This is a genomic window from Pseudomonas sp. BAV 4579, from assembly GCF_009765395.1.
GTDB lineage: Bacteria > Pseudomonadota > Gammaproteobacteria > Pseudomonadales > Pseudomonadaceae > Chryseomonas > Chryseomonas aestiva.
The window spans coordinates 55,177-75,397 of record NZ_WHOV01000082.1 but is presented as its reverse complement, the minus strand read 5'-3'; the positions used below and the strand labels follow the sequence as shown (position 1 = coordinate 75,397).

Annotated in this window: 15 protein-coding genes; 5 read left to right on the top strand and 10 right to left on the bottom strand. The window is 67.3% G+C overall.

Annotated features, from left to right (window positions below):
* Nucleotides 1-22 precede the first annotated feature (22 nt).
* Complete coding sequence (locus GSQ95_RS16675) at nucleotides 23-1,789, bottom strand: thiamine pyrophosphate-requiring protein (RefSeq protein WP_158893067.1); 1,767 nt, start codon at nucleotides 1,787-1,789, stop codon at nucleotides 23-25.
* Between the two features lie 111 nt (nucleotides 1,790-1,900).
* Between GSQ95_RS16675 and prmB the strand changes: the two genes are divergently transcribed.
* Nucleotides 1,901-2,815 (top strand): 50S ribosomal protein L3 N(5)-glutamine methyltransferase, encoded by a 915-nt coding sequence (gene prmB / locus GSQ95_RS16670; RefSeq protein WP_158893065.1) that lies wholly within the window; start codon nucleotides 1,901-1,903, stop codon nucleotides 2,813-2,815.
* Between the two features lie 50 nt (nucleotides 2,816-2,865).
* Nucleotides 2,866-4,185: a DEAD/DEAH box helicase gene (locus tag GSQ95_RS16665; protein ID WP_158893063.1), complete on the top strand. Its 1,320-nt coding sequence runs from the start codon at nucleotides 2,866-2,868 to the stop codon at nucleotides 4,183-4,185.
* Between the two features lie 55 nt (nucleotides 4,186-4,240).
* On the opposite strand, the gene GSQ95_RS16660 is transcribed toward GSQ95_RS16665, so the two are convergent.
* The 4 genes from GSQ95_RS16660 to GSQ95_RS16645 all read right to left on the bottom strand — a co-directional run bounded on the left by GSQ95_RS16660 (nucleotide 4,241) and on the right by GSQ95_RS16645 (nucleotide 9,766).
* Nucleotides 4,241-6,073 (bottom strand): bifunctional diguanylate cyclase/phosphodiesterase, encoded by a 1,833-nt coding sequence (locus tag GSQ95_RS16660; RefSeq protein ID WP_158893060.1) that lies wholly within the window; start codon nucleotides 6,071-6,073, stop codon nucleotides 4,241-4,243.
* Between the two features lie 115 nt (nucleotides 6,074-6,188).
* Nucleotides 6,189-7,151 carry an L-histidine N(alpha)-methyltransferase gene (gene egtD, locus GSQ95_RS16655; protein WP_158893058.1) on the bottom strand — a complete coding sequence of 321 codons (963 nt, stop codon included), beginning with the start codon at nucleotides 7,149-7,151 and terminating at the stop codon, nucleotides 6,189-6,191.
* A 3-nt stretch (nucleotides 7,152-7,154) separates the two neighbouring features.
* A complete protein-coding gene (gene egtB, locus GSQ95_RS16650; protein WP_158893056.1) occupies nucleotides 7,155-8,438 on the bottom strand; it encodes an ergothioneine biosynthesis protein EgtB in 1,284 nt (427 codons plus the stop codon).
* Nucleotides 8,439-8,536: 98 nt separating this feature from the next.
* Entirely contained in the window at nucleotides 8,537-9,766 is a 1,230-nt protein-coding gene (locus GSQ95_RS16645) for a carbohydrate porin (RefSeq protein ID WP_158893054.1), read from the bottom strand.
* 208 nt (nucleotides 9,767-9,974) lie between these two features.
* Between GSQ95_RS16645 and GSQ95_RS16640 the strand changes: the two genes are divergently transcribed.
* Nucleotides 9,975-10,919 (top strand): NAD(P)-dependent oxidoreductase, encoded by a 945-nt coding sequence (locus GSQ95_RS16640; RefSeq protein ID WP_158893052.1) that lies wholly within the window; start codon nucleotides 9,975-9,977, stop codon nucleotides 10,917-10,919.
* Nucleotides 10,920-10,972: 53 nt separating this feature from the next.
* Entirely contained in the window at nucleotides 10,973-15,319 is a 4,347-nt protein-coding gene (locus tag GSQ95_RS16635; RefSeq protein WP_158973857.1) for a DEAD/DEAH box helicase, read from the top strand.
* A gap of 3 nt (nucleotides 15,320-15,322) precedes the next feature.
* On the opposite strand, the gene GSQ95_RS16630 is transcribed toward GSQ95_RS16635, so the two are convergent.
* Nucleotides 15,323-16,048, bottom strand: a complete 726-nt coding sequence (locus GSQ95_RS16630; protein WP_133861068.1) for a TorF family putative porin — start codon at nucleotides 16,046-16,048, stop codon at nucleotides 15,323-15,325.
* A 470-nt stretch (nucleotides 16,049-16,518) separates the two neighbouring features.
* Between GSQ95_RS16630 and GSQ95_RS26565 the strand changes: the two genes are divergently transcribed.
* Nucleotides 16,519-16,650 (top strand): hypothetical protein, encoded by a 132-nt coding sequence (locus GSQ95_RS26565; protein WP_007158915.1) that lies wholly within the window; start codon nucleotides 16,519-16,521, stop codon nucleotides 16,648-16,650.
* A gap of 82 nt (nucleotides 16,651-16,732) precedes the next feature.
* Here the strand turns inward: GSQ95_RS26565 and GSQ95_RS16625 are convergent, their stop codons facing one another.
* Genes GSQ95_RS16625 through GSQ95_RS16610 form a run of 4 tightly spaced genes read right to left on the bottom strand, consistent with a single transcriptional unit; the run spans nucleotide 16,733 to nucleotide 20,129 of the window.
* The gene (locus GSQ95_RS16625) at nucleotides 16,733-17,497 is read right to left on the bottom strand and encodes an ABC transporter ATP-binding protein (RefSeq protein ID WP_158894157.1); all 765 of its coding nucleotides are present in this window, start codon (nucleotides 17,495-17,497) and stop codon (nucleotides 16,733-16,735) included.
* A gap of 34 nt (nucleotides 17,498-17,531) precedes the next feature.
* Nucleotides 17,532-18,644, bottom strand: coding sequence for a succinylglutamate desuccinylase/aspartoacylase family protein (locus tag GSQ95_RS16620; RefSeq protein ID WP_158894159.1), 1,113 nt, complete (start codon nucleotides 18,642-18,644; stop codon nucleotides 17,532-17,534).
* 37 nt (nucleotides 18,645-18,681) lie between these two features.
* Nucleotides 18,682-19,392, bottom strand: coding sequence for an ABC transporter permease (locus tag GSQ95_RS16615; protein ID WP_158894161.1), 711 nt, complete (start codon nucleotides 19,390-19,392; stop codon nucleotides 18,682-18,684).
* Nucleotides 19,389-20,129: an ABC transporter permease gene (locus GSQ95_RS16610; protein WP_133861065.1), complete on the bottom strand. Its 741-nt coding sequence runs from the start codon at nucleotides 20,127-20,129 to the stop codon at nucleotides 19,389-19,391. Before GSQ95_RS16610 ends, GSQ95_RS16615 begins: the two co-directional genes overlap by 4 nt.
* Between the last annotated feature and the right edge of the window lie 92 nt (nucleotides 20,130-20,221).

The window sequence follows — 20,221 nt, the reverse complement described above, 5'->3', positions numbered from 1 at the left end:
TGGCGAGCCTGAGCGGCGCGGGCTAGCGCAGCAGCTGGCGGGCGCCCTGCTTGAGCATGTCCCAGCGATTCGGATCGCTACTGGCGATAGCGCCGAGGAAGGCCCTGGCCTGCTCGAAGCTGATATGCGGCGGCAGCGGCGGCACGCTGGGGTCGGTGACGAATTCCAGCACCACCGGCCTATCCGCTTCGAAGGCCTGCTGCCAGGCATCGGCCACCTCGTCCGGGCGGTGGATGTGCAGGCCCTTGAAGCCGAGCAATTCGCCATAGCGGGCATAGGGGAAATCGAGCACATCCTGGGCCGGGGCGAATTTGGGATCCCCGGCCAGGGCACGCTGCTCCCAGGTCACCTGATTGAGGTCGCCGTTGTTGAGCACCATGACGATAAAGGTCGGATTGCTGAATCTCTTCCAGTACTGCTGCAGGGTGACCAGTTCGGCGTTGCCGTTCATCTGCATGGCGCCATCGCCCACCAGGGCGATCACCGGGCGATCCGGATGGGCGAACTTGGCCGCGATGGCATAGGGAATGCCGCAGCCCACGGTCGCCAGCTTGCCCGACAGCGACCCCAGCATCTGCCCGCGCATGCGGATGTCGCGGGCATACCAGTTGGTGTGGGAGCCGCTGTCGCCGCAGAGAATGGCATCCTGCGGCAACTGGCTGGAAAGTTCGTGGAACACCCGCTGCGGATTGATCGGCTCGGCGGGCGCCAGGGCGCGCTGTTCGATGGAGTGCCAGGAAGCGGCCACGCTCTTTTCGATGCGCGCGCGCCATTTGTCGTGGGGTTTGCTCTCCAGTAGTGGCAGCAGGCGTCTCAGGGTCTCGCCGGCATCGCCCAGCAACGGCTGCTCGATGGGATATCTCATGCTGATGTTGCGCGCATGCAGGTCGATCTGCACCGCTCGTGCCTGGCCTTCCTGAGGCAGGAATTCGGTATAGGGGAAGGTCGAGCCGACGATCAGCAGGGTGTCGCATTCCTTCATCAGCAGATCGCTGGCTTCGGTGCCGAGCAGACCGATGGCGCCGGTGACATAGGGCAGTTCGTCGGAGAGTACGCCCTTGCCCAGCAGCGCCTTGGCCACCCCGGCGCTGAGCTTCTCGGCCACCGCCATCACCTCGCTGCGCGCCTGCAGGGCGCCGGCGCCCACCAGCAGGGCTACCTTCCTGCCGGCATTGAGGATGTCCGCGGCGGCCTGCAGGTCGTCTTCCTGGGCATAGGGTCGCGGCGGGATGGCACCGGCCCCGGAAAGGACATTGGCGTGCTGGTGCGGCGGACTTTCCACCGCCGGCAGCTGCTGGATGTCGTTGGGGATGATCACCGTCGCCGCCTGGCGCTCGGCGATGGCCACGCGGAAGGCGCGGTCGATGACATGGCGCAGCTGCGCCGGATGCACCACCGTCTCCACATAGGCGGAGACGTCCTTGAACAAAGTGTGCAGGTCGACTTCCTGCTGATAATCGCTGCCCAGTGAAGAGGCGGCCTGCTGGCCGACCAGGGCGACCACCGGCATATGGTCCATCTTGGCGTCGTACAGGCCGTTGAGCAGGTGAATGGCCCCGGGCCCGGAGGTGGCCAGGCAGACGCCCACCTCGCCGGTGAACTTGGCATGAGCGCAGGCCATGAAGGCGGCCATCTCCTCGTGGCGCACCCGCACGTAGTCGAACTGGTCGGCCACCCGACTCAGGGCGCCCATGATGCCGTTGATGCCATCGCCGGGGTAACCGAAGACGCGCTCGACGTGCCACTGGCCAAGGCGCTCCCAGAGATGATCGGCTACGGTCTTGCTCATGACATTCTCCTCGTTGGACCTTTAAGGTTAGGAAGAGGGCCTCCGACGTTAAGTTCCTGCAGGCGGACCGGGCGCGGGTTAGAATGCGCGGCTGATCATCCGGAGCCTTTCATGAGCGAATCCCGCCTGCGCACCTTGCGCGACCACATCCGCTGGGCCGTCAGCCGCTTCCATGCCGAAGAGCTGTTCTTCGGCCATGGCCACGACAACGCCTGGGACGAGGCCCGCGCCCTGGTGCTGGGCGCCGTGCACCTGCCCTGGGACACCGCTGATCGCTACCTGGACTGCGCCCTGGAGGACGACGAGCGCTACGCACTCGGGGTGCTCCTGCACAAGCGCATCCAGGAGCGTGTGCCGACCGCCTATCTGCTCGGCGAAGCCTGGTTCTGCGGCCTGCCGTTCACCGTCGACGAGCGGGTGCTGGTGCCGCGCTCGCCCATCGGCGAGCTGATCGACGCGCAATTCGCGCCCTGGCTGCCGGCCGCGCCGGCGCGCATCCTCGATCTCTGCACCGGTTCGGGCTGCATCGGCATCGCCTGCGCCTATGCCTTCCCCGAGGCCGAGGTGGCCCTGGGCGATCTGTCCTACGACGCCCTCGAAGTGGCCTGGCAGAACATCGAGCGCCACGACCTGGAGGAGCGCGTCTATACCGTCCAGGGCGACGGCTTCGCCGGACTGCCGGGGCAGCGTTTCGACCTGATCGTCAGCAATCCGCCCTATGTGGATGCCGAGGACTTCGCCGACATGCCGGCCGAGTACCAGCACGAACCGGCCCTGGGCCTGGCCTGTGGTGAAGACGGCCTGGACCTGGTGCGGCGGATGCTGGCCGAGGCCGCGGATCACCTCACCGAACAGGGAATCCTCGTCGTGGAGGTGGGCAACAGCCAGGTCCATGTCGAGGCGCTCTATCCGGAAGTCGATTTCACCTGGCTCGAATTCGAGCGCGGCGGCCATGGCGTCTTCCTGCTGGCCGCCGCCCAGTGCCGCGAGCACCAGGCGCTGTTCCGCAGCCGTCTGGTCCCCTGATCACCCGCGGTCGCCCGCGGCGGCCGCCCTTTCTTTACCGAGGTCTACCCGTGTTTACCGAACTCGCTCTGCACGAGCGCCTGCTCAAGGCCCTCGATACCCTGGGCTTCAAGACGCCCACTCCGGTCCAGGCCGCTGCCGTGGGCCCGGCCCTGGCAGGTCATGACCTGCGCGTCACCGCCCGCACCGGCAGCGGCAAGACCGCCGCCTTCCTGCTGCCGCTGCTGGATCGCCTGCTCAAGGATCCCAAGCCGCGCTCCGGCGCCCGCGCGCTGATCCTGCTGCCGACCCGCGAGCTGGCCCAGCAGACCGCCAAGGAAATCGAACGCTTCGGCCAGTTCACCTTTCTCAAGGCCGGCCTGGTGATCGGCGGCGAGGACTTCCGTGTCCAGGCCGCCGGCCTGCGCAAGAATCCGGAGATCCTGGTGGCCACTCCCGGTCGCCTGCTGGAGCAGCGCAACGCCGGCAACGTCAACCTGAAAGACATCGAGATGCTGGTGCTCGACGAAGCCGACCGCATGCTCGACATGGGCTTCTCCGAGGACGTGCTGCAGATCGCCGCGAGCTGCGAGCGGGAAGGTCGCCAGACCCTGCTGTTCTCCGCGACCAGCGGTGGCAACAGTCTGCGTCAGGTGGTCGAGCAGGTCCTGCGCGAGCCGCAGAATCTCATGCTGGACCGTACCGGCGAACTGAACGAAGCCGTGGTGCAGCAGGTGATCCTGGCCGACGAGCCGCCGCACAAGGAGCGCCTGCTGCAGTGGCTGCTGGCCAACGAGACCTATCGCAAGGCCATCGTCTTCACCAACACCAAGGTGCAGGCCGATCGCCTCACCGGCCGCCTGGTGGCCGAGGGCCTCAAGGTCTTCGTGCTGCACGGCGACAAGGACACCAAGGACCGCAAGCTGGCCGTGGAGCGGCTGCAGAGCGGCGCGGTCAAGGTGCTGATCGCCACCGACGTGGCCGCCCGCGGCCTGGACGTCGAAGGCCTCGACCTGGTGATCAATTACGACCTGCCGCGCAGTGGCGACGAATACGTCCACCGCATCGGCCGCACCGGGCGCGCGGGCGAGGCGGGTACGGCGATCTCCTTCGTCACCCACGGCGACTGGAATCTGATGTCCAGCATCGAGCGCTATCTCAAGCTGAGATTCGAGCGCCGTCATCTGCCGGGTCTCAAGGCCAGCTACAACGGCCCGAAAAAGCTCAAGGCGTCGGGCAAGGCTGCCGGCGTGAAGAAGAAAAAGACCGAGGGCAAGAAGGACGGCAAGGCCAAGACCAAGGCCAAACCCAAGTCCGAGCGCCGCCCCGGCGCCCTGGTGCCGACTTCGGCCGACGGCTTCGCGCCGCCGCGCAAGCGCACCCAGGAGTGATCCCGCGCCGGGCCTGAGGCGCCAACCCGCGGCGCGACCGCGGGGCAGGGCGGGCTCAGTGCTTGGCGGTGTTGTCGAACAGCTGGAAGACCGGGGCGCGGCGGGTCGAGCGTTGCAGATCCGGTTGCTGGATCAGCAGCCAGGCCTGCAACTCCGGTTCGGGCATGGGCTTGCCGATCCAGAAGCCCTGGCCTTCGTCGCAGCCCATGGCCAGCAGGCTGGCCAGGGCCTCGGCGGTCTCGATGCCCTCGGCGGTGATGCGGAAGCCCAGCTGGTGGGACAGCTCGATCAGCGAGCTGACGATCAGCCGGTCCTTGGTGCGATGGGTCAGTTCGCGGACGAAGCTGCGATCGATCTTGATGGTGTCGGCCGGCAACTCGCGCAGGTGCGAGAGGTTGTTGTAGCCGGTCCCGAAGTCGTCGATGGCGATGCCGATGCCCAGTTCGCGCAGGGCGGCCAGCTGGCGATGGATCAGCGCCACGTCACCCAGCAGGGCGTTCTCGGTGACCTCCAGTTCCAGCCGGCGGGGATTGACCGGATAACGCTGCAGCAGCTCGGTGGTCTGCTCGGTGAAGTCCGGATCGTTCAGGTCATGGGCGGAGATGTTGATCGCCACGCCCAGACTCCGGCCGTCGCGCTGCCAGATGTAGGCCTGGCTGATCGCCTGTTGCATCACCCAGCGACTCAGGGCGGTGATCAGCGCGGTCTTTTCCGCCAGTGGAATGAATTCCGCCGGACTGACCGGCCCCAGGTGCGGATGTTGCCAGCGCAACAGCGCCTCGACGCTGTGGCAGCGCCCGGTGGCCAGGTCGATGCGCGGCTGGTAGACCAGGCTCAGCTGGTCCTCGGCGCGCAGCGCCTGGGGCAGGGCGCTGAGCAGGGCGAAGGCGCGGCGGTAGGCGGCATCGTGCTGCGGATCGAAATGCCGGCAGCCGCGCATCTCGGCGCGGGCATCGTCGGCGGTGGCGATCAGGGCACGCAGCCAGTCGGTGGGGTGATCGTCGGTCAGGGACATGATCCCCAGGCCCAGGCGGGTCTGGATGGGAATGCCGTTGTAGTCGAGCACCCCGGTCAATTCCTCCTGCAGGCGTTCGAGCAGCGCCCGTTGCGCGGTCTCGTCGGCGTCGTGCAGCAGAAAGCCGAAGCGGGCCGGTCCGAGGCGATACAGCGGTTGCTCGGCCGGCAGCAGGCGGCGGAGGTGCTGCTTGATGGCGCGTTGCAGGCCATCGAAGTGAGCCTGGCCCATGGCCTTGATGAAATCGTTGAGATAGCTCTGGGCGAACAGGTCGGCTGCCACGGCCACCACGCTGATGCCGGCACGGGTCAGGGCTTCGGCATCCTCGATGAAGCGCTGGCCATTCGGCAACTGGGTGACCGGGTCCCAGAAGGCTTCGGTGCGCAGCAGTTCGATGTGCTGGCTGGCGAGGGCGGCCAGTTGCTGCAGCGCGATCAGCCGATCCTGGGGCAGGGCGGCACGGGGTGCCGAATCGAACAGGCAGAGGCTGCCGAGCATCAGTCCTTCGGCGGTGCGCAGCGGTGCGCCCAGGTAATAGCGGATGTGGGGCGCGCTGGTGACCACCTGGAGAGCGGCGAAGCGGGCGTCGTCCCGGGCATCTTCCACCTGCAGCGGCAGGCTGGTTTCCTGCAGGTGCTGGCAGAACGACTGGGTGCGCGGCACGGTCAGGGGCGCACAGCCCACGGTGGCTCGGCAATGGACCTGCTGGCCGTCCAGAAAGCAGATCATGGCGTAGGGGACATCGAACAGCCGCGCGCAGAGCTCGGTGAGATCCTGGAAGGCACGGTCGGCAGGACGGTCGATCAAGGCGAGATCGCGCAGCAGTGCAAGACGCTGGCGTTCATTGGCCGCAGTGAGTGGAGCAGGCTCCATAGCAACGTCTCGGTGCGCTGTAGTAGCAGATTGCTACTTAGAGCGTGATCGGGTCGAGAGTTCCCTCACTACCCGCCTCACAGTCTTCCCAGTTGTCATTTATCTGTCGAAAGGCTCAGGCCGCGAAGTAGAAGACGGCGAACAGCGCCTGGGGATCGGTCCACACCCGCACCTGTCTGAAACCGGCGTCTTCGGCCAGGGCGCGAAAACTCTCCAGGCTGTACTTGTAGGAATTCTCGGTATGCAGTCGCTCGCCTTCGCGGAAGGTGAAGCGGCGGCCTTCGAGACGTACGGTCTGGTCGCGGGTGCTGACCAGGTGCATCTCGATGCGCGCCTGTTCTTCGTTGAAGAAGGCCAGGTGGCGGAAGCGCTGCGGCTCCAGATCGGTGTCCAGCTCGCGGCGGATGCGTTCCAGCAGGTTGAGATTGAAGTCGGCGGTCACTCCCGCGGCATCGTTGTAGGCCGCATCCAGCCGCGCCCTGTCCTTGATCAGGTCCACCCCGATCAGCAGGCCCCCGGTCGCCGGCAGCATCCGGTGCAGGTTGCGCAGGAAGACGCCGGCTTCTTCCGGGGTGAAGTTGCCGATGCTCGAACCCGGAAAGAAGGCGATGGGACGCAGGCCGTCGAGACTGTCGGGCAGGGTCATGGGTCGACTGAAGTCGGCGCAGGCGGCGCTGACGTCCAGCCAGGGATAGTCGGCCGCCAGGCGCTGGGTACTGCTGAGCAGGAAGTCCCGAGAGATGTCGATGCCCAGGTAGCCGGCCGGGTGCATGGCTTCCAGCAGTAGGCGCACCTTGCGACTGGCCCCGCTGCCCAGCTCCACCAGAGCGGCGTCGCGCCCGGCCAGGCGCGCGATCTCACCGGCCGCCTTGGTCAGGATGGCCTCTTCGGTGCGGGTGGGATAGTACTCGGGCTGCCGGGTGATGGCCTCGAACAGCTCGGAGCCACGCTGATCGTAGAAGTACTTGGGCGACAGCGCCTTGGGGGTCTGGGCGAAGCCCTGGAGCACATCGTCCCGCAGTGAGCTGTCGGCGACGGTCACCGGTTGCTGATCGAAGAAGCGCACGGCTAGGGCCATGGGTCAGACCTCTCTGGCCAGGCGCAGGCCGGAGAACTGCCAGCGCATGGTGGGATAGAAGAAGTTGCGGTAGGAGGCACGCACATGGTCCTGGGGCGTGGCGCAGCAGCCCCCGCGCAGGACCATCTGACCGGACATGAACTTGCCGTTGTATTCGCCCAGGCTGCCCGGCAACGGCTTGAAGCCGGGGTAGGGGCGGAAGGCGCTGCCGGTCCATTCCCAGACGTCGCCGAACAGCTGGCGCATGCCCTGGCCCGCGCTACCGACCGGTTGCAGGTGATCCTGCTCGACGAAGTTGCCCTGGATCGGCTGGCGCGCCGCCACGGTTTCCCATTCCGCCTCGGTGGGCAGCCGGGCGCCCGCCCAGCTGGCGTAGGCATCGGCTTCATAGAAGCTCAGGTGGCAGACCGGTGCAGCCGGATCGACGGGAGTCAGGCCGCCCAGGGTGAAGTGGTGCCAGACGCCATCGAGCTTCTGCCAGTACAGCGGCGCCTGCCAGCCAAGGCTGCGGATGGCCGCGGCGCCGTCGGACAGCCAGAGATCGCTGCGGCCGTAGCCATTGTCTTCGATGAAGGCCAGGTATTCGCCATTGGTGACCAACCGATCGGCCAGCTGGAAGTCATCGACGAACTGGCGGTGGACCGGCGTCTCGCAATCGAAGGCGAAGCCTTCGCCGCCATGGCCGACATGCCGGACGCCGCCTGGATGGCTTTCCCAGCCCAGGGGCGCCATCGGCGCTGTGGGGCCCTTGGCCAGGTCGGCGCGATAGACCGGGTGCAGCGGGTTCTGCGCCAGGATGTGCTTGATGTCCATGAGCAGCAATTCCTGGTGCTGCTGCTCGTGGTGCAGACCCAGCTCCAGGCGTCGGGCGATCTCGGCGGCGTGTTCGGCGGGCGGCGCACTGAGCAGCTCGGCCATGGCGCTGTCCACCGCCGCCCGAAAGCGATAGACGTCGTCCACGCCCGGTCGCGACAAATGTCCGCGGGCCGCCCGGGGAAAGGGCTTGCCATGGGTCTCGTAATAGGAGTTGAACAGGTAGTCGTAAGCCGGATTGGGCGTCTGGTAACCCTTGAGGAAGGGCTTGAGGATGAAGGCCTCGAAGAACCAGGTGACGTGGGCCAGGTGCCATTTCGGCGGACTGACGTCGGCCATACTCTGGATGACGTAATCCTCGACGGTAAGCGGGGCGCACAGGGCCTCGCTGGCCCTGCGCACGCGCTGGAAGCGGTCGAGCAGGGTGGTGGCGGTGTCATTCGCTGCGGGCAGCTCGCGGGCGAGAGGATTCATGGCGTTCTCCCTGGTCGGCCTTTTGGTTGTCAGGAAACCGACCGGGCGGCATAAGTTTAGTTCGCCCGGTTATGACGGGCGGTCTCGCTTGCCGCTCTCTACCACCAGGTTTCCAGTTGCACACCGAAGTTGTTGCCGTGGCGGGAATCGCCGAAGGCACCGCTGTCCGACAGCGCCGTACCGGCCACGGCAGCGTCCTGGGCGCCGCGGTTCCAGCTGGCGTAGGTCCAGTAGAGGCGGATCTCCGGCCGGTCCATCAGCCCCATGCCGCCCAGCGCCAGGGTCGGCGCCACGGTGATCTTGTTCAGCGTGCGGGTGGCACCGCTGTCGGGGTGGATCTGGTCGTGGCCGAACTCCACCTGCAGCTTGAACAGGCGGGTGAAGGCATAGCTGGGCCGCACGCCGAAGGAATACCAGGTCTGGCCGCCATCGCCGGGCGCCCGGTCGCGCTGATAGAGCGCCAGCAACTGGCCACCAAAGCGCGGGGTGAGCTGCCAGCGCGGCGATTCGAGCACGCGCAGGCTCTCGTAATCCCGGTCGGCGGTCAGGCTGCCGGTGGCGCCCAGGCCGGTGCCCGGACCGCGCCCGTATTGCACGGTGAAGACATTGACCCCGCCAAAGAACTGCGACTGCTTGTGCTCGGCGGTGGCCGACCAGCCGCTGTGGGCGTTCTGCACCTGGCCGGCGCGCTGGATATAGGACAGTCCCAGTTCGATCTCGCCGCCGGGATTGGTCTTGATGCCGCCCAGGTTCAGGTCGTGGCGGTTGGCCTTGTCCGGCTGGTCGATGTTGTCTTCACGACTGAAGGCGTAGCTCAGCCGCAGGCCGCTGTCGCCCAGGCCGTAGTCCTCCACGCCGAAACCGGTGCCGCTCGGATTCCAGTAGTAGAAGTCGTTGATATGGATGTCGTGACGCTTGTAGTAGCGGCGCCCGGCCCAGAGTCCGCCGCCATTGAGCGCCGGCAGGCTGAGACTGGTCCAGATCTGCGGCAGGCGCACGTTGCCGTTGTCGCCGCTGAAGGTGGGGGTCTGGTCGTAGACGTTGTAGAGGCTGGCCATGCCGTGCACCTTGAGTTCGGTGCCATCGACGCCCTTGTACAGGGTCTGGTGCAGTTCGAGTTCCCAGTAGGTCTCGCATTCATTACCCAGCCGGTACTTGGCGGGTGCCCCGGGCAGCTGGAAGCAGCTCTGTTTGCCGCCTTCCGCAGCGCCACCGACACCTACCCGGCCGTAGCCACTGAATTCCAGCGCCACGGCGTTCAGCGGCAGGCTGCTGGCAAGCAGGGCGAGGCAGGCGGCGGTGCCGGCCTGGCGAAAAACTCTACTCATACCAAAAAATCCCTCTGTGGTTTGGCGAACGCCGATCGGACCTGATACCAGGTTGACAAGTTGCGCGAAAACTTAGTCCTATCAAGGACTTGGATCGAGGTCGAGGCCTGGGTGAACAGGGCCGAAAGCGGCAGCCTAAAGAGAATGGTTGACGACCATGCCTCCCGCTGGCGACGCTGGGGTTTTTGGCCAGGGAAAGTATTACAAGATGAAACCGACGCTGCTGATGGCCCCGCAATTGCCCCAGGGACTGGTGACCCGGCTCGAAGCTCACTACCGGGTCCTGGGTCCCTTTCCTTCAGCCGATCCCGCGGCGCTGCCCGCCGGGGCCGAGGAGGCCGTGGCCCTGCTGACCATCGGCGGCCTGCCGACCCGCGCCGCGCTGCTGGACGCCCTGCCGGCCCTGCGCCTGGTGGCCTGCTATGGCACCGGCTACGAGGGAGTCGACCTGACGGCCTGTCGCGAGCGCGGCATCGCCGTGACCACCGCCGGTGACGCCAACGCCACCGCCGTGGCGGAATTCACCTTTGGCCTGATCCTGGCCAGCGCCCGTCGCCTGTTGCAGGGCGATGCCTTCGTCCGCAGCGGTCGCTGGCAGGGCAATGCCGTCGAGCGCATGCCCCAGGTCCCGGGCCTGGCCGGACGGCGCCTGGGCATCTATGGCCTGGGCGAGATCGGCCGGCGCATCGCCCGCCGCGGCGAGGCCTTCGACATGGAGATCGGCTACTTCAATCGCTCGCCGCGGGAGGGGCTGGACTACGCCTATCACGGCAGTCTGCTGGAGCTGGCGCGCTGGAGCGATGTGCTGGTGGTGGCGGTCCGCGCCAGCGCCGAGACCGTGGGCGCGGTGGATGCCGGGGTCCTGGCCGCGCTGGGCGCGGAGGGCCATCTGGTCAATATCTCCCGCGGCAGCGTGGTCGACGAAGAGGCCCTGGCCGAGGCCCTGGAGCAGGGAGTGATCGCCGGCGCGGCGCTGGATGTCTTCGCCCGCGAACCCGAGGTGCCCGAACGCCTGCGCCAGCAGCCCAACCTGGTGCTCAGTCCCCATGTCGCGGCCAATGCAGCCTCGGCTCAACAGGCCCAGCAGCAGGTGATGCTGGCCAACCTCGAAACCATGCTGGAGGGGGGCGAATTGCGCAATCGCATCGCCTGAGCCGCCGGTCGGCCTGGGTTGTGGCCCCTGCTGGCCACTCCCATATTGAGCGCATGACCTCGAACACGACTGCCGCCGTCCTGGCGGACTTTCACGACGCGCCGCGCAGCTGGTTCACGACGCGCTTTCCCGCCCCGACCGAAGCGCAACTGCAGGCCTGGCCGGCCATTCGCGTCGGCGCCTCGGTGCTGGTGGCGGCCCCCACCGGCTCGGGCAAGACGCTGACCGCCTTCTTCGCCGTGCTGGATGGCCTGGTCCAGGAGGCGTTGCAGGGCGACGGCCTGCCCGAGGCCTGTCTCTGGCTCTATGTGTCCCCGCTCAAGGCCCTGTCCAACGACATCCGCCTCAATCTCGAAGAACCCCTGGCGGGCATCGGCGCGGCGCTGGACGCGCGGGGGTTGCCGCCGCTGGCATTGCGCACGGCGGTGCGTACCGGCGATACCCCGCAAAAGGAGCGGGCGGCCATGCGCCGGCGGCCGCCGCACCTGCTGGTCACCACGCCCGAATCCCTCTATGTGCTGCTGGGGTCGGATTCCGGGCGACGGATGCTGGGCCGCGTGCGCGGCGTCATCGTCGACGAGATCCATGCCATCGCCGATGGCAAGCGCGGCAGCCACCTGACCCTGAGCCTGGCGCGCCTGGAAGCCCTCACCGGGCAGCCGCTGCAGCGCATCGGCCTGTCCGCCACCCAGAAGCCGCTGGCCGCCGTGGCCGCCTTCCTGGTCGGGCGCGATGCCCAGGGCCAGCCCCGCCCCTGTACGGTGATCGACATCGGCCACCAGCGCGCCCGCGACCTGGCCCTGGAGGTGCCGCCCATTCCCCTGGAGGCCCTGCTGTCCACCCAGGCCTGGGAGCTGGTCTACGATCGCCTGGCCGAACTGGCCGAGGCGCACCGCACCACCCTGGTGTTCGTCAACACCCGCCGCCTGGCCGAGCGCATGGCGCGCCAGCTGTCGGATCGCCTCGGCAGCACCCAGGTCGCCGCCCACCACGGCAGCCTGTCCCGGGAGCAGCGACTGGACGCCGAGCAGCGCCTCAAGCGCGGCGAATTGCGCCTGCTGCTGGCTACGGCTTCCCTGGAACTGGGCATCGACATCGGCGAGGTCGATCTGGTCTGCCAGATCGGCTCGCCGGGTTCCATCGCCGCCTTCCTGCAACGGGTCGGCCGCGCCAACCACCAGGTCGGCGGCCTGCCCAAGGGAAGGCTGTTTCCCACCTCGCGGGACGACCTGGTGGAGTGCGTGGCGCTGCTCGACTGCGTGCGTCGCGGTGAGCTGGATACCCTGCACATCCCCGTGGCGCCCCTGGACGTCCTGGCCCAGCAGCTGGTGGCCGAGGTCGCCTGCCAGGAGTGGTCGGAGACGGGCCTGCTGGCCGTGCTGCGCCAGGCCGAGCCCTATGCCGCGCTGAGCGAGGCCGATTACCGGGCCGTGGTGGAGATGCTCAGCCAGGGCTATACGGATCGCCGCGGTCCGCGCGCCGCCTATGTTCATCGGGACGCGGTCAACGGTCTCCTGCGTGGCCGCCGGGGCGGCAAGGCGACTGCGGTGATGAGCGGTGGCACCATCCCCGAGAGCGGCGATTTCATCGTGCTGCTCGAACCCCAGGGCCATACCGTCGGCAGCGTCAACGAGGATTTCGCCTTCGAAAGCCTGGTGGGCGACGTCTTCCAGCTGGGCAACACCGCCTACCGCATCGTCAAGATCGAAGGCAGCAAGGTGCGGGTGGAGGATGCCAAGGGCCAGCCGCCCAACATCCCCTTCTGGCACGGCGAGGCGCCAGGGCGCAGCGATGAGCTGTCGGCCGGCCTCGCGCGGTTGCGCGCGGAACTCGAACCCCTGCTGCCCGCGGCCGGCGAACCCCCGGAGCCGGCCATCGTCCGCCTCGGCGCGGCCTATGCGCTTGAGGAGGGCGCGGCCCGCCAACTGGTGGACTATCTCGGTCGGGCACGCCAGGCGCTGGGCGCCTTGCCGACTCAGCAGACCCTGGTGATGGAGCGTTTTTTCGACCAGGCCGGCGGCATGCAGCTGATCATCCATGCGCCCTTCGGCAGCCGCATCAACCGCGCCTGGGGCCTGGCCCTGCGCAAGAGATTCTGCCGCAATTTCAATGTCGAGCTGCAGGCGGCAGCCACCGAGAACGCCCTGATTCTTTCGCTGGCCACCAGCCACAGCTTCGTGCTCGACGAGGTCTGGCGCTACCTGCATCCGGCCACCGCCGAGACCGTGCTGATCCAGGCGCTGCTCGACGCCCCGCTGTTCGCCGTGCGCTGGCGCTGGAATGCCACCACGGCCCTGGCCTTGCCACGCTTCAGCGCTGGGCGCAAGGTGGCCACCCAGGTGCAGCGCATGCGCAGCGAAGATCTCCTGGCCACGGTCTTTCCCGACCAGATCGCCTGCCTGGAAAATCTCGCCGGCGAGCGGCAGGTGCCGGATCATCCGCTGGTCCGCCAGACCCTCGACGACTGTCTCCACGAATCCCTCGACAGCCGTGGCTGGCTGGCCCTGCTGGAAGGTATCACTGGTGGCCAACTGACCCTGCTGAGCCGCGACCTGCCCGGTCCTTCGCCACTGGCTGCCGAGGTGCTCACGGCCAAACCCTATGCCTATCTGGACGATGCTCCCGTCGAAGAGCGGCGGACCCTGGCGGTGCAGAATCGCCGTTTCGGCGGCGCCGATCCGGACGAGCTGGGCGCCCTGGATCCGGCGGCCATCGACCTGGTCCGGGCGGAGGCCTGGCCGCGGCTGGAGAGCGCCGATGACCTGCACGAAGCCCTGCTCGGGGTCGGCTTTCTCACCGAGGCGGAACTGGCCCTCCACCAGGCCCAGGCCCGCCAGTTGGTCAAGGCCGGACGGGCAGGGCGGCTGCGGCTGCCGGCGGCAACCCTCTGGATCGCGGCCGAGCGACTGCCACTCTTCCAGGTGCTGTTTCCAGGCGCTGCCACGGAGCCGGTGCTCAGGGCGCCGCCAGGTTTCGCGGCGCCCGCGGATGCCGAGGCGTCTCTGGTGGAGGTGCTGCGCGCCCGTCTCACCGCGCTGGGTCCGGTAGACCAGGACGAGCTGGCCGCCAGCCTCGGGTTGCCGTCGGCGCAGCTTACGCCGGCGCTGCTGGCCCTGCAGGGCGAGGGCTATGTCCTGCAGGGGCGCTTCACCGCGGCAGGCGGTAGCGTGGAGTGGTGCGAGCGTCACCTGCTGGCGCGGATCCATCGCTACACCCTGGGGCGACTGCGCAAGGCCATCGAGCCGGTGGCCCTGGCCGACTACCTGAGATTCCTGCTGGAGCACCAGCAGCTGGCCGGTCTGGCGAGCCTGAGAGGCAACGAGGGCCTGGAGCAGGTGATCGGCCTGCTGGAAGGCTTCGAGGTCGCCGCCGTCGGCTGGGAAGGCGAGATCCTGCCCAGTCGCCTGCCGGACTATCAGTTCACCTACCTCGATGACCTCTGCCGCGCCGGTCGCGTGGTCTGGCTGCGCCTGCCCCAGGCGGGGCGGGGCGGTGGCGGACCGGTCAAGGGTTCGCCCATCGTCCTGCTGCCGCGGCGACACCTGGCCGACTGGAATGGCCTGACCGAGCCCACCGGCAGCGAGATGCTGTCACCCAAGGCACAGCGGGTGCTGGAGCTGTTGACGCAACGCGGTGCCTCCTTCTTCGATGAGCTGCTCGGCGCGGCGCGCCTGCTGCGCAGTGAGCTGGAGACCGCCCTGGGCGAGCTGGTGGGGGCCGGTGCGGTCAACGCCGACAGCTTCGCCGGCTTGCGCGCCCTGCTGCAGCCGGCAGCCAAGCGCGGCAGCGGTCGCAGCGGTTCGCGCCGTGGGCGCATGGCGCTCTATGGCGGGATGGAGGATGCCGGCCGCTGGGTCGCCTTGCGGCCGGCCGAGGCGCCGGACGATGCGCGGCTGCCGGATGCGCTGCTGGAGCGCCTGGTCGGGCTGCTGCTGCGCCGCTATGGCGTGCTCTGCTGGCAATTGCTGCAGCGCGAGAGCGCCGTCTTGCCGCCCTGGCGTGATCTCCTGCGTGCCTGCCATCGCCTGGAAGCCCGCGGCGAGATTCGCGGTGGTCGCTTCATTGCCGGGCTCTCCGGCGAGCAATTCGCCGATCCGGCCGCCATCGCCCCTCTGCGCGAGTGGCGCCAGCGCCCGGCGGAGGATCTGTGGGTGTGCGTCTCGGCGCTGGATCCGCTCAATCTGGTCGGTACCCTGCTGCCCGGCGCCAAGGTACCCGCCGTGGCCGGCAATCGCCTGCTCTATCGCGACGGAGTGCCCATCGCCGCGCGGGTGGGAACCAGGGTCAGCTGGCTGGTGGAGCTGGAAGCCGGGAAGCAGGTGCGGGCGCGGCAGGCCCTGCAGCAACTGGGGCGGGAACGACCCCAGGTCGGCATCGGGCGCAGCCTGCTGCGGCAGTAAAGACTAGAAGAAGGGGTGCGAGGCCTTGAGCATCAGGGCGCTGTCGCAGTAGGTGTTGTGGCCCGAATACACCGAGCAGTCGGCGCCTCTCAGACTGGTGCCGCTGTAGGTCAGATTGAACAGGGTGTTCACCCACTTGCGACTCAGATTCACCGACCAGTCGTTGAAGCTGCGCACCATGCCGCCGCTGTCGAGGGTCGAGGGCACATCCAGCACATAGTTGGTGTACTTGAGCGAAACCCCGGTCTTGATCAGCGGCAGCGTCCCCAGGTCGGCATAGACCGAGGCATTGTGGCGACCCGGGTCATTGGCGAAGGCCGCGCCCAGGCGCTTGCCATAGACGGTCATCCCGGAATACAGCTCGCGGCTGGGATCGACGTTCTGGATCAGGTTGCTGTAGTTGATCACGCCCAGTTCATAGCCATAGCCAGGCGCGAAGCGGTGCTTGTAGCCTGCGTAGGTGTCCATCTCCAGCAGTGGCGCATCCGCGGACGAGGCGTTGTTGGTCGTCCACTGGCCGAAATACAGGCCGCTGTCGTGGGTGAGATCGAAGCCACCGCCCATGCCGGCGGAATTCGGCGCGACCAGGCCCTGGGCCATGCTGCGTGACGGCGCCGTGCCCATCTTCAGGTCGAAATCCCCTACCTCGCGCTGCATGCCCCAGCTGGCCGCCAGCGCCGGACTGGCCAACAGCCCGAGCGCGATGAAGAGAGGTAAGGATCTGGTCATGGGAGCACTCCTGCCGTGCCGGTCACGCTAACTGGAGAAAGAATGTGATGGGGATAACAACAAGCAGGGAGAACATCGAGGTGCGAGCACCCTGATGACATCGTTGTTATTGGATGAGAAACCGCGGCTAACCCGTTATCGTCCCGCGATGATAACCAACGACGGTGGCATATTTTCACCATTCGTCAGTTTTCAGGTCGAGAATTGAACTCGATAGCCGTATCAGGACAGACAGATTTGATATGGGTTCCGATAACAATCGGCAGCGCCTGACCAGGCGGGCGTCGGAGCGGCATCGGCATTGTCTTCAGGCAAAAGACACACTTTTTGACAAAGCGCCGCCCTGTTGCGACGAACAACCGCACGTTGGTGGATTGAATCGACCCGGAAAGACTCAATATCGGGGAGGAGGGCAGCGAGGTCTGCCCACCAAGGCTGTCCCTGATTGAGCGCTGGCTCGAGGAGTTTTCATGAACGACCGTATACAAGCTCTGATGCTGGACCTGCTCGCGCGACTCGGTCTGGTCAAGGCCATCCCGATTCCTAGCCGTGAACGCGAGCAGCTGGCTGCCCAGCGTCGTCGCCAGCAGCAGCGCCGCTAAGCGCCACCCGCCTTGACGGACGCGAATCCGGCCGTCCGGAGCCGACCGGTTCGCACGCGGTCCCCCGGGCGGGGACCCAGGCTTACTTGAGGTTGCCGCTGAGGAACTGGCGCAGGCGCTCGCTACGCGGGCTCACCAGCACTTCGCTCGGCGGACCTTCTTCCTCCACCACCCCCTGGTGCAGGAACAGCACCTGAGAAGACACTTCGCGGGCAAACGCCATCTCGTGGGTCACCATGAGCATGGTACGGCCTTCTTCCGCCAGGGCGCGGATCACCTTCAGCACCTCGCCGACCAGCTCCGGGTCGAGCGCCGAGGTGGGCTCGTCGAACAGCATGATCTCCGGCTCCATCGCCAGGGCGCGGGCGATGGCCACCCGCTGCTGCTGGCCACCGGACAGGAAGGCCGGATACTGATCAGCGACCCGCGCTTGCAGACCGACCTTGTCCAGGTACTTGCGCGCGCGTTCTTCGGCTTCCGCCTTGCTGATGTCCAGCGCCTTGCGCGGCGCCAGGGTGATGTTGTCCAGCACGCTCAGGTGACTCCAGAGATTGAAGTGCTGGAAGACCATGGCCAGGCGGGTGCGCAGATTCTGCAGCTGGGCCGCGTCGGCCACCCGGACGGCGCCGCGATCCTCGGCCATGCGGATGGTCTCGCCATCCAGGGTCATGGTCACGGCATTGGGCTGCTCGAGGAAGTTGATGCAGCGCAGGAAGGTGCTCTTGCCCGAGCCACTGGCGCCGATCAGGCTGACCACATCGCCGGTCTTGGCCTTGAGCGAGACGCCCTTGAGCACTTCGTGGTCGCCGTAACGCTTGTGCAGGCCTTCGACGGTCAGTTTGTACATGGATAGGAATTCCACAGCTGAAAAGGGGTAGGGGTCACGGCGAGAGCAGGTAGCCGCTGCGATAGGCCTCGGTGCCCGCCACGTGGGCGACCACCATGCCGGCGGTGGCCATGCGGCGATTGGAGCGCGCATAGAGGATGCCGGCGACCGCGCTGCGGACCTCTTCGACGCGATCGCTGATGGGGTCCACGACCTGCGCCAGTACCTGGCCCACCGCGATGCACTCGCCCACCTGGGCCTTGAGCACCAGCACGCCACCCTGGGTGGTCGCCACGGGCTCCACGGCCGCCAGCGGCGTGGCCGGTTGCAGCAGCGGCGGCAGGGGGGCGGCGGTGCCGCCCAGGAAGCTCTGGTGACGCAGGTAGTTGACGATGGCCTCGGCATCCGCCGCGGCGAGTTCGTCACGCACGTCCAGCTGGCCGCGCAGCTCCAGGGTCACCGACAGGCTGCCCAGGGGCAGACGCTCGCCGAAGCGCTGATTGAGATTCCACCAGAGCAGGGTGAAGCATTCATCGAAGGACTGGCCGCCCGAATCGGTGGCGAGCAGGCTGGCTTCGGAACCGAAATAGCGCGCCAGCGGCTCGACCTGGGGCCAGGCTTCCGGGGTGGTGTAGAGGTGGGCCACGGCGTCGAAGTCGCAGTGCAGATCGAGCACCACCTCGGCGTCGCAGGCCAGGCGCTGCAGGGTCAGGCGCTGACTGTCGAGCTGGGTGGTGGCGGTCTCCGCGGCCAGGGCGTCGCGGAAGGCCGCGCGCACCAGGGCCTGGTTGGCGCTCACGTCGTCACCGAGGCGTTCGGCGATGGCGGCTTCGACCTGGGCGGTCATGTCGCGGAAGCGGCGATTGAAGTTCTGCCCGCTTTCCAGCTCGTAGCGACCGAGGTGGACGTCGGCGACCTGCTGATCCTGGCCGATGGGGTTCGCCACCGGTACCAGGACCACCTCGGCCAGGAGCTCGCCGGCGGCTTCCAGCGCCCGGAGGCGCTGCTTGAGGTGCCAGGCGGTGAGCATGCCGGGCAATTCGTCGGCATGCAGCGAGGCCTGGATATAGACCTTGCGGCCACTGTCGGCGGGACCGAAGTGGAAGCTGTGGATGCAGCGCTCGGTGCCCGGGACCGGGGCGACCAGCGGATGGGTGAGATGGCGCATGACAACTCCGGGGCCGCGCCGGGCGCGGCCGCTTGGGTCAGTGGGTCGGGCCGAGGAAGGCCAGCCAGCGGCGCTCCGCCAGGCGGAACAGGCCGATCAGGATGAAGGACACCGCCAGGTACAGCAACGCGGCCAGGCCGAAGGCCTGGAAGGTCAGGAAGGTGGCGGTATTGGCGTCGCGGGCGATCTTGAGCAGGTCCGGCACCGTGGCGGTGAAGGCCAGGGTGGTGGAGTGCAGCATCATGATGACTTCGTTGCTGTAGAAGGGCAGCGAGCGGCGCAGCGCCGAAGGCAGGATGACGTGCACGTACAGGCGCCAGCCATCCAGGCCGTAGGCCTTGGCCGCCTCGACCTCGCCGTGGGGGGTGTTGCGGATGGCCCCGGCGAAGATCTCGGTGGTGTAGGCGCAGGTATTCAGGGCGAAGGCCAGGATGGTGCAGTTCAGGCCGTCGCGGAAGAAGCTGCCCAGCATCGGCTGGTCGCGCACGAACCCCAGGCTGTAGATGCCGGTGTAGCAGATCAGCAACTGCAGATAGAGCGGGGTGCCACGGAAGACGTAGGTATAGAAGCCGATCGGCCAGCGCAGCCAGCGGCGCTCCGAGACCCGGGCCACCGACAGCGGCACCGAGACGATGAAGCCGATCGCCACCGAGGCCACTAGCAGCCAGAGGGTCATGGCCAGGCCGGTGATGTGGTAGCCATCGGTCCACAGCAGGGGTTTCCAGTATTGCTGCAGGAGTTCGATCATCGCTTGGCCTCCCGCACGCCGACGTGATAACGCCGTTCCAGGGCCCCGAGGATGGCGTTGGTCACGGCGGTGATAAGGAGATAGATGACGCCGGCGACGATCAGGAAATAGAACAGCTTGAAGGTGCCCTTGCCGGCCTCCTGGGAGGCGCGGACCAGATCGGCCAGGCCGATGATGGAGACCAGCGCGGTGGCCTTGAGCAGCACCTGCCAGTTGTTGCCGATGCCGGGCAGGGCGAATCTCATCATCTGCGGAAAGGTGATCAGGGTGAAGGTCTGCCAGCGGCTCAGCCCGTAGGCCAGGGCGGCCTCGCCCTGACCGCGCGGCACGGCGAGGATGGCGCCGCGAAAGGTCTCGGTGAAGTAGGCGCCGTAGATGAAGCCGAGGGTGGCGATACCGGCGGCCATGGGATCGATGTCGATGTAATCCCAGCCCATGTAGTCGGTGAGGGCGCCCAGCCAGTTCTGCAGGCTGTAGAAGATCAGCAGCATCAGCACCAGATCGGGCACGCCACGGATCAGGGTGGTGTAGCTCTGGGCAATGAAGCGCAGGGGCGCGAGGCGCGACAGCTTGGCCGAGGCGCCGAGCAGGCCGAGGATGACCGCCACGATCAGCGCGAAGCCGGCGAGCTTGAGGGTCGTCAGGGTGCCTTCCAGGATCAGCGGGCCGTAGCCGTGCAGGCTGAGCGTGCCCAGTCCGATGGACTGCAAGAAGGAGTCGAAGGAATTCTGCTGCATGCGTCTTGGGAAAATCGCCTGGTGAGGCCGCTGGCGCGGTGGGCGCCGGCGGTCATACGTAAAACGCCCCCGGTGGCACCGGAGGCGTTTGC

Coding starts and splice junctions, on each gene's coding strand:
- prmB (WP_158893065.1), top strand. CDS start 1,901: ATGAGCGAATCCCGCCTGCGCACCTTGCGCGACCACATCCGCTGGGCC.
- egtD (WP_158893058.1), bottom strand. CDS start 7,151: ATGGCCCTAGCCGTGCGCTTCTTCGATCAGCAACCGGTGACCGTCGCC.
- GSQ95_RS16620 (WP_158894159.1), bottom strand. CDS start 18,644: ATGCGCCATCTCACCCATCCGCTGGTCGCCCCGGTCCCGGGCACCGAG.
- GSQ95_RS16675 (WP_158893067.1), bottom strand. CDS start 1,789: ATGAGCAAGACCGTAGCCGATCATCTCTGGGAGCGCCTTGGCCAGTGG.
- GSQ95_RS16645 (WP_158893054.1), bottom strand. CDS start 9,766: ATGAGTAGAGTTTTTCGCCAGGCCGGCACCGCCGCCTGCCTCGCCCTG.
- GSQ95_RS16630 (WP_133861068.1), bottom strand. CDS start 16,048: ATGACCAGATCCTTACCTCTCTTCATCGCGCTCGGGCTGTTGGCCAGT.
- GSQ95_RS16625 (WP_158894157.1), bottom strand. CDS start 17,497: ATGTACAAACTGACCGTCGAAGGCCTGCACAAGCGTTACGGCGACCAC.
- egtB (WP_158893056.1), bottom strand. CDS start 8,438: ATGAATCCTCTCGCCCGCGAGCTGCCCGCAGCGAATGACACCGCCACC.
- GSQ95_RS16635 (WP_158973857.1), top strand. CDS start 10,973: ATGACCTCGAACACGACTGCCGCCGTCCTGGCGGACTTTCACGACGCG.
- GSQ95_RS16610 (WP_133861065.1), bottom strand. CDS start 20,129: ATGCAGCAGAATTCCTTCGACTCCTTCTTGCAGTCCATCGGACTGGGC.
- GSQ95_RS16640 (WP_158893052.1), top strand. CDS start 9,975: ATGAAACCGACGCTGCTGATGGCCCCGCAATTGCCCCAGGGACTGGTG.
- GSQ95_RS16615 (WP_158894161.1), bottom strand. CDS start 19,392: ATGATCGAACTCCTGCAGCAATACTGGAAACCCCTGCTGTGGACCGAT.
- GSQ95_RS16660 (WP_158893060.1), bottom strand. CDS start 6,073: ATGGAGCCTGCTCCACTCACTGCGGCCAATGAACGCCAGCGTCTTGCA.
- GSQ95_RS26565 (WP_007158915.1), top strand. CDS start 16,519: ATGAACGACCGTATACAAGCTCTGATGCTGGACCTGCTCGCGCGACTC.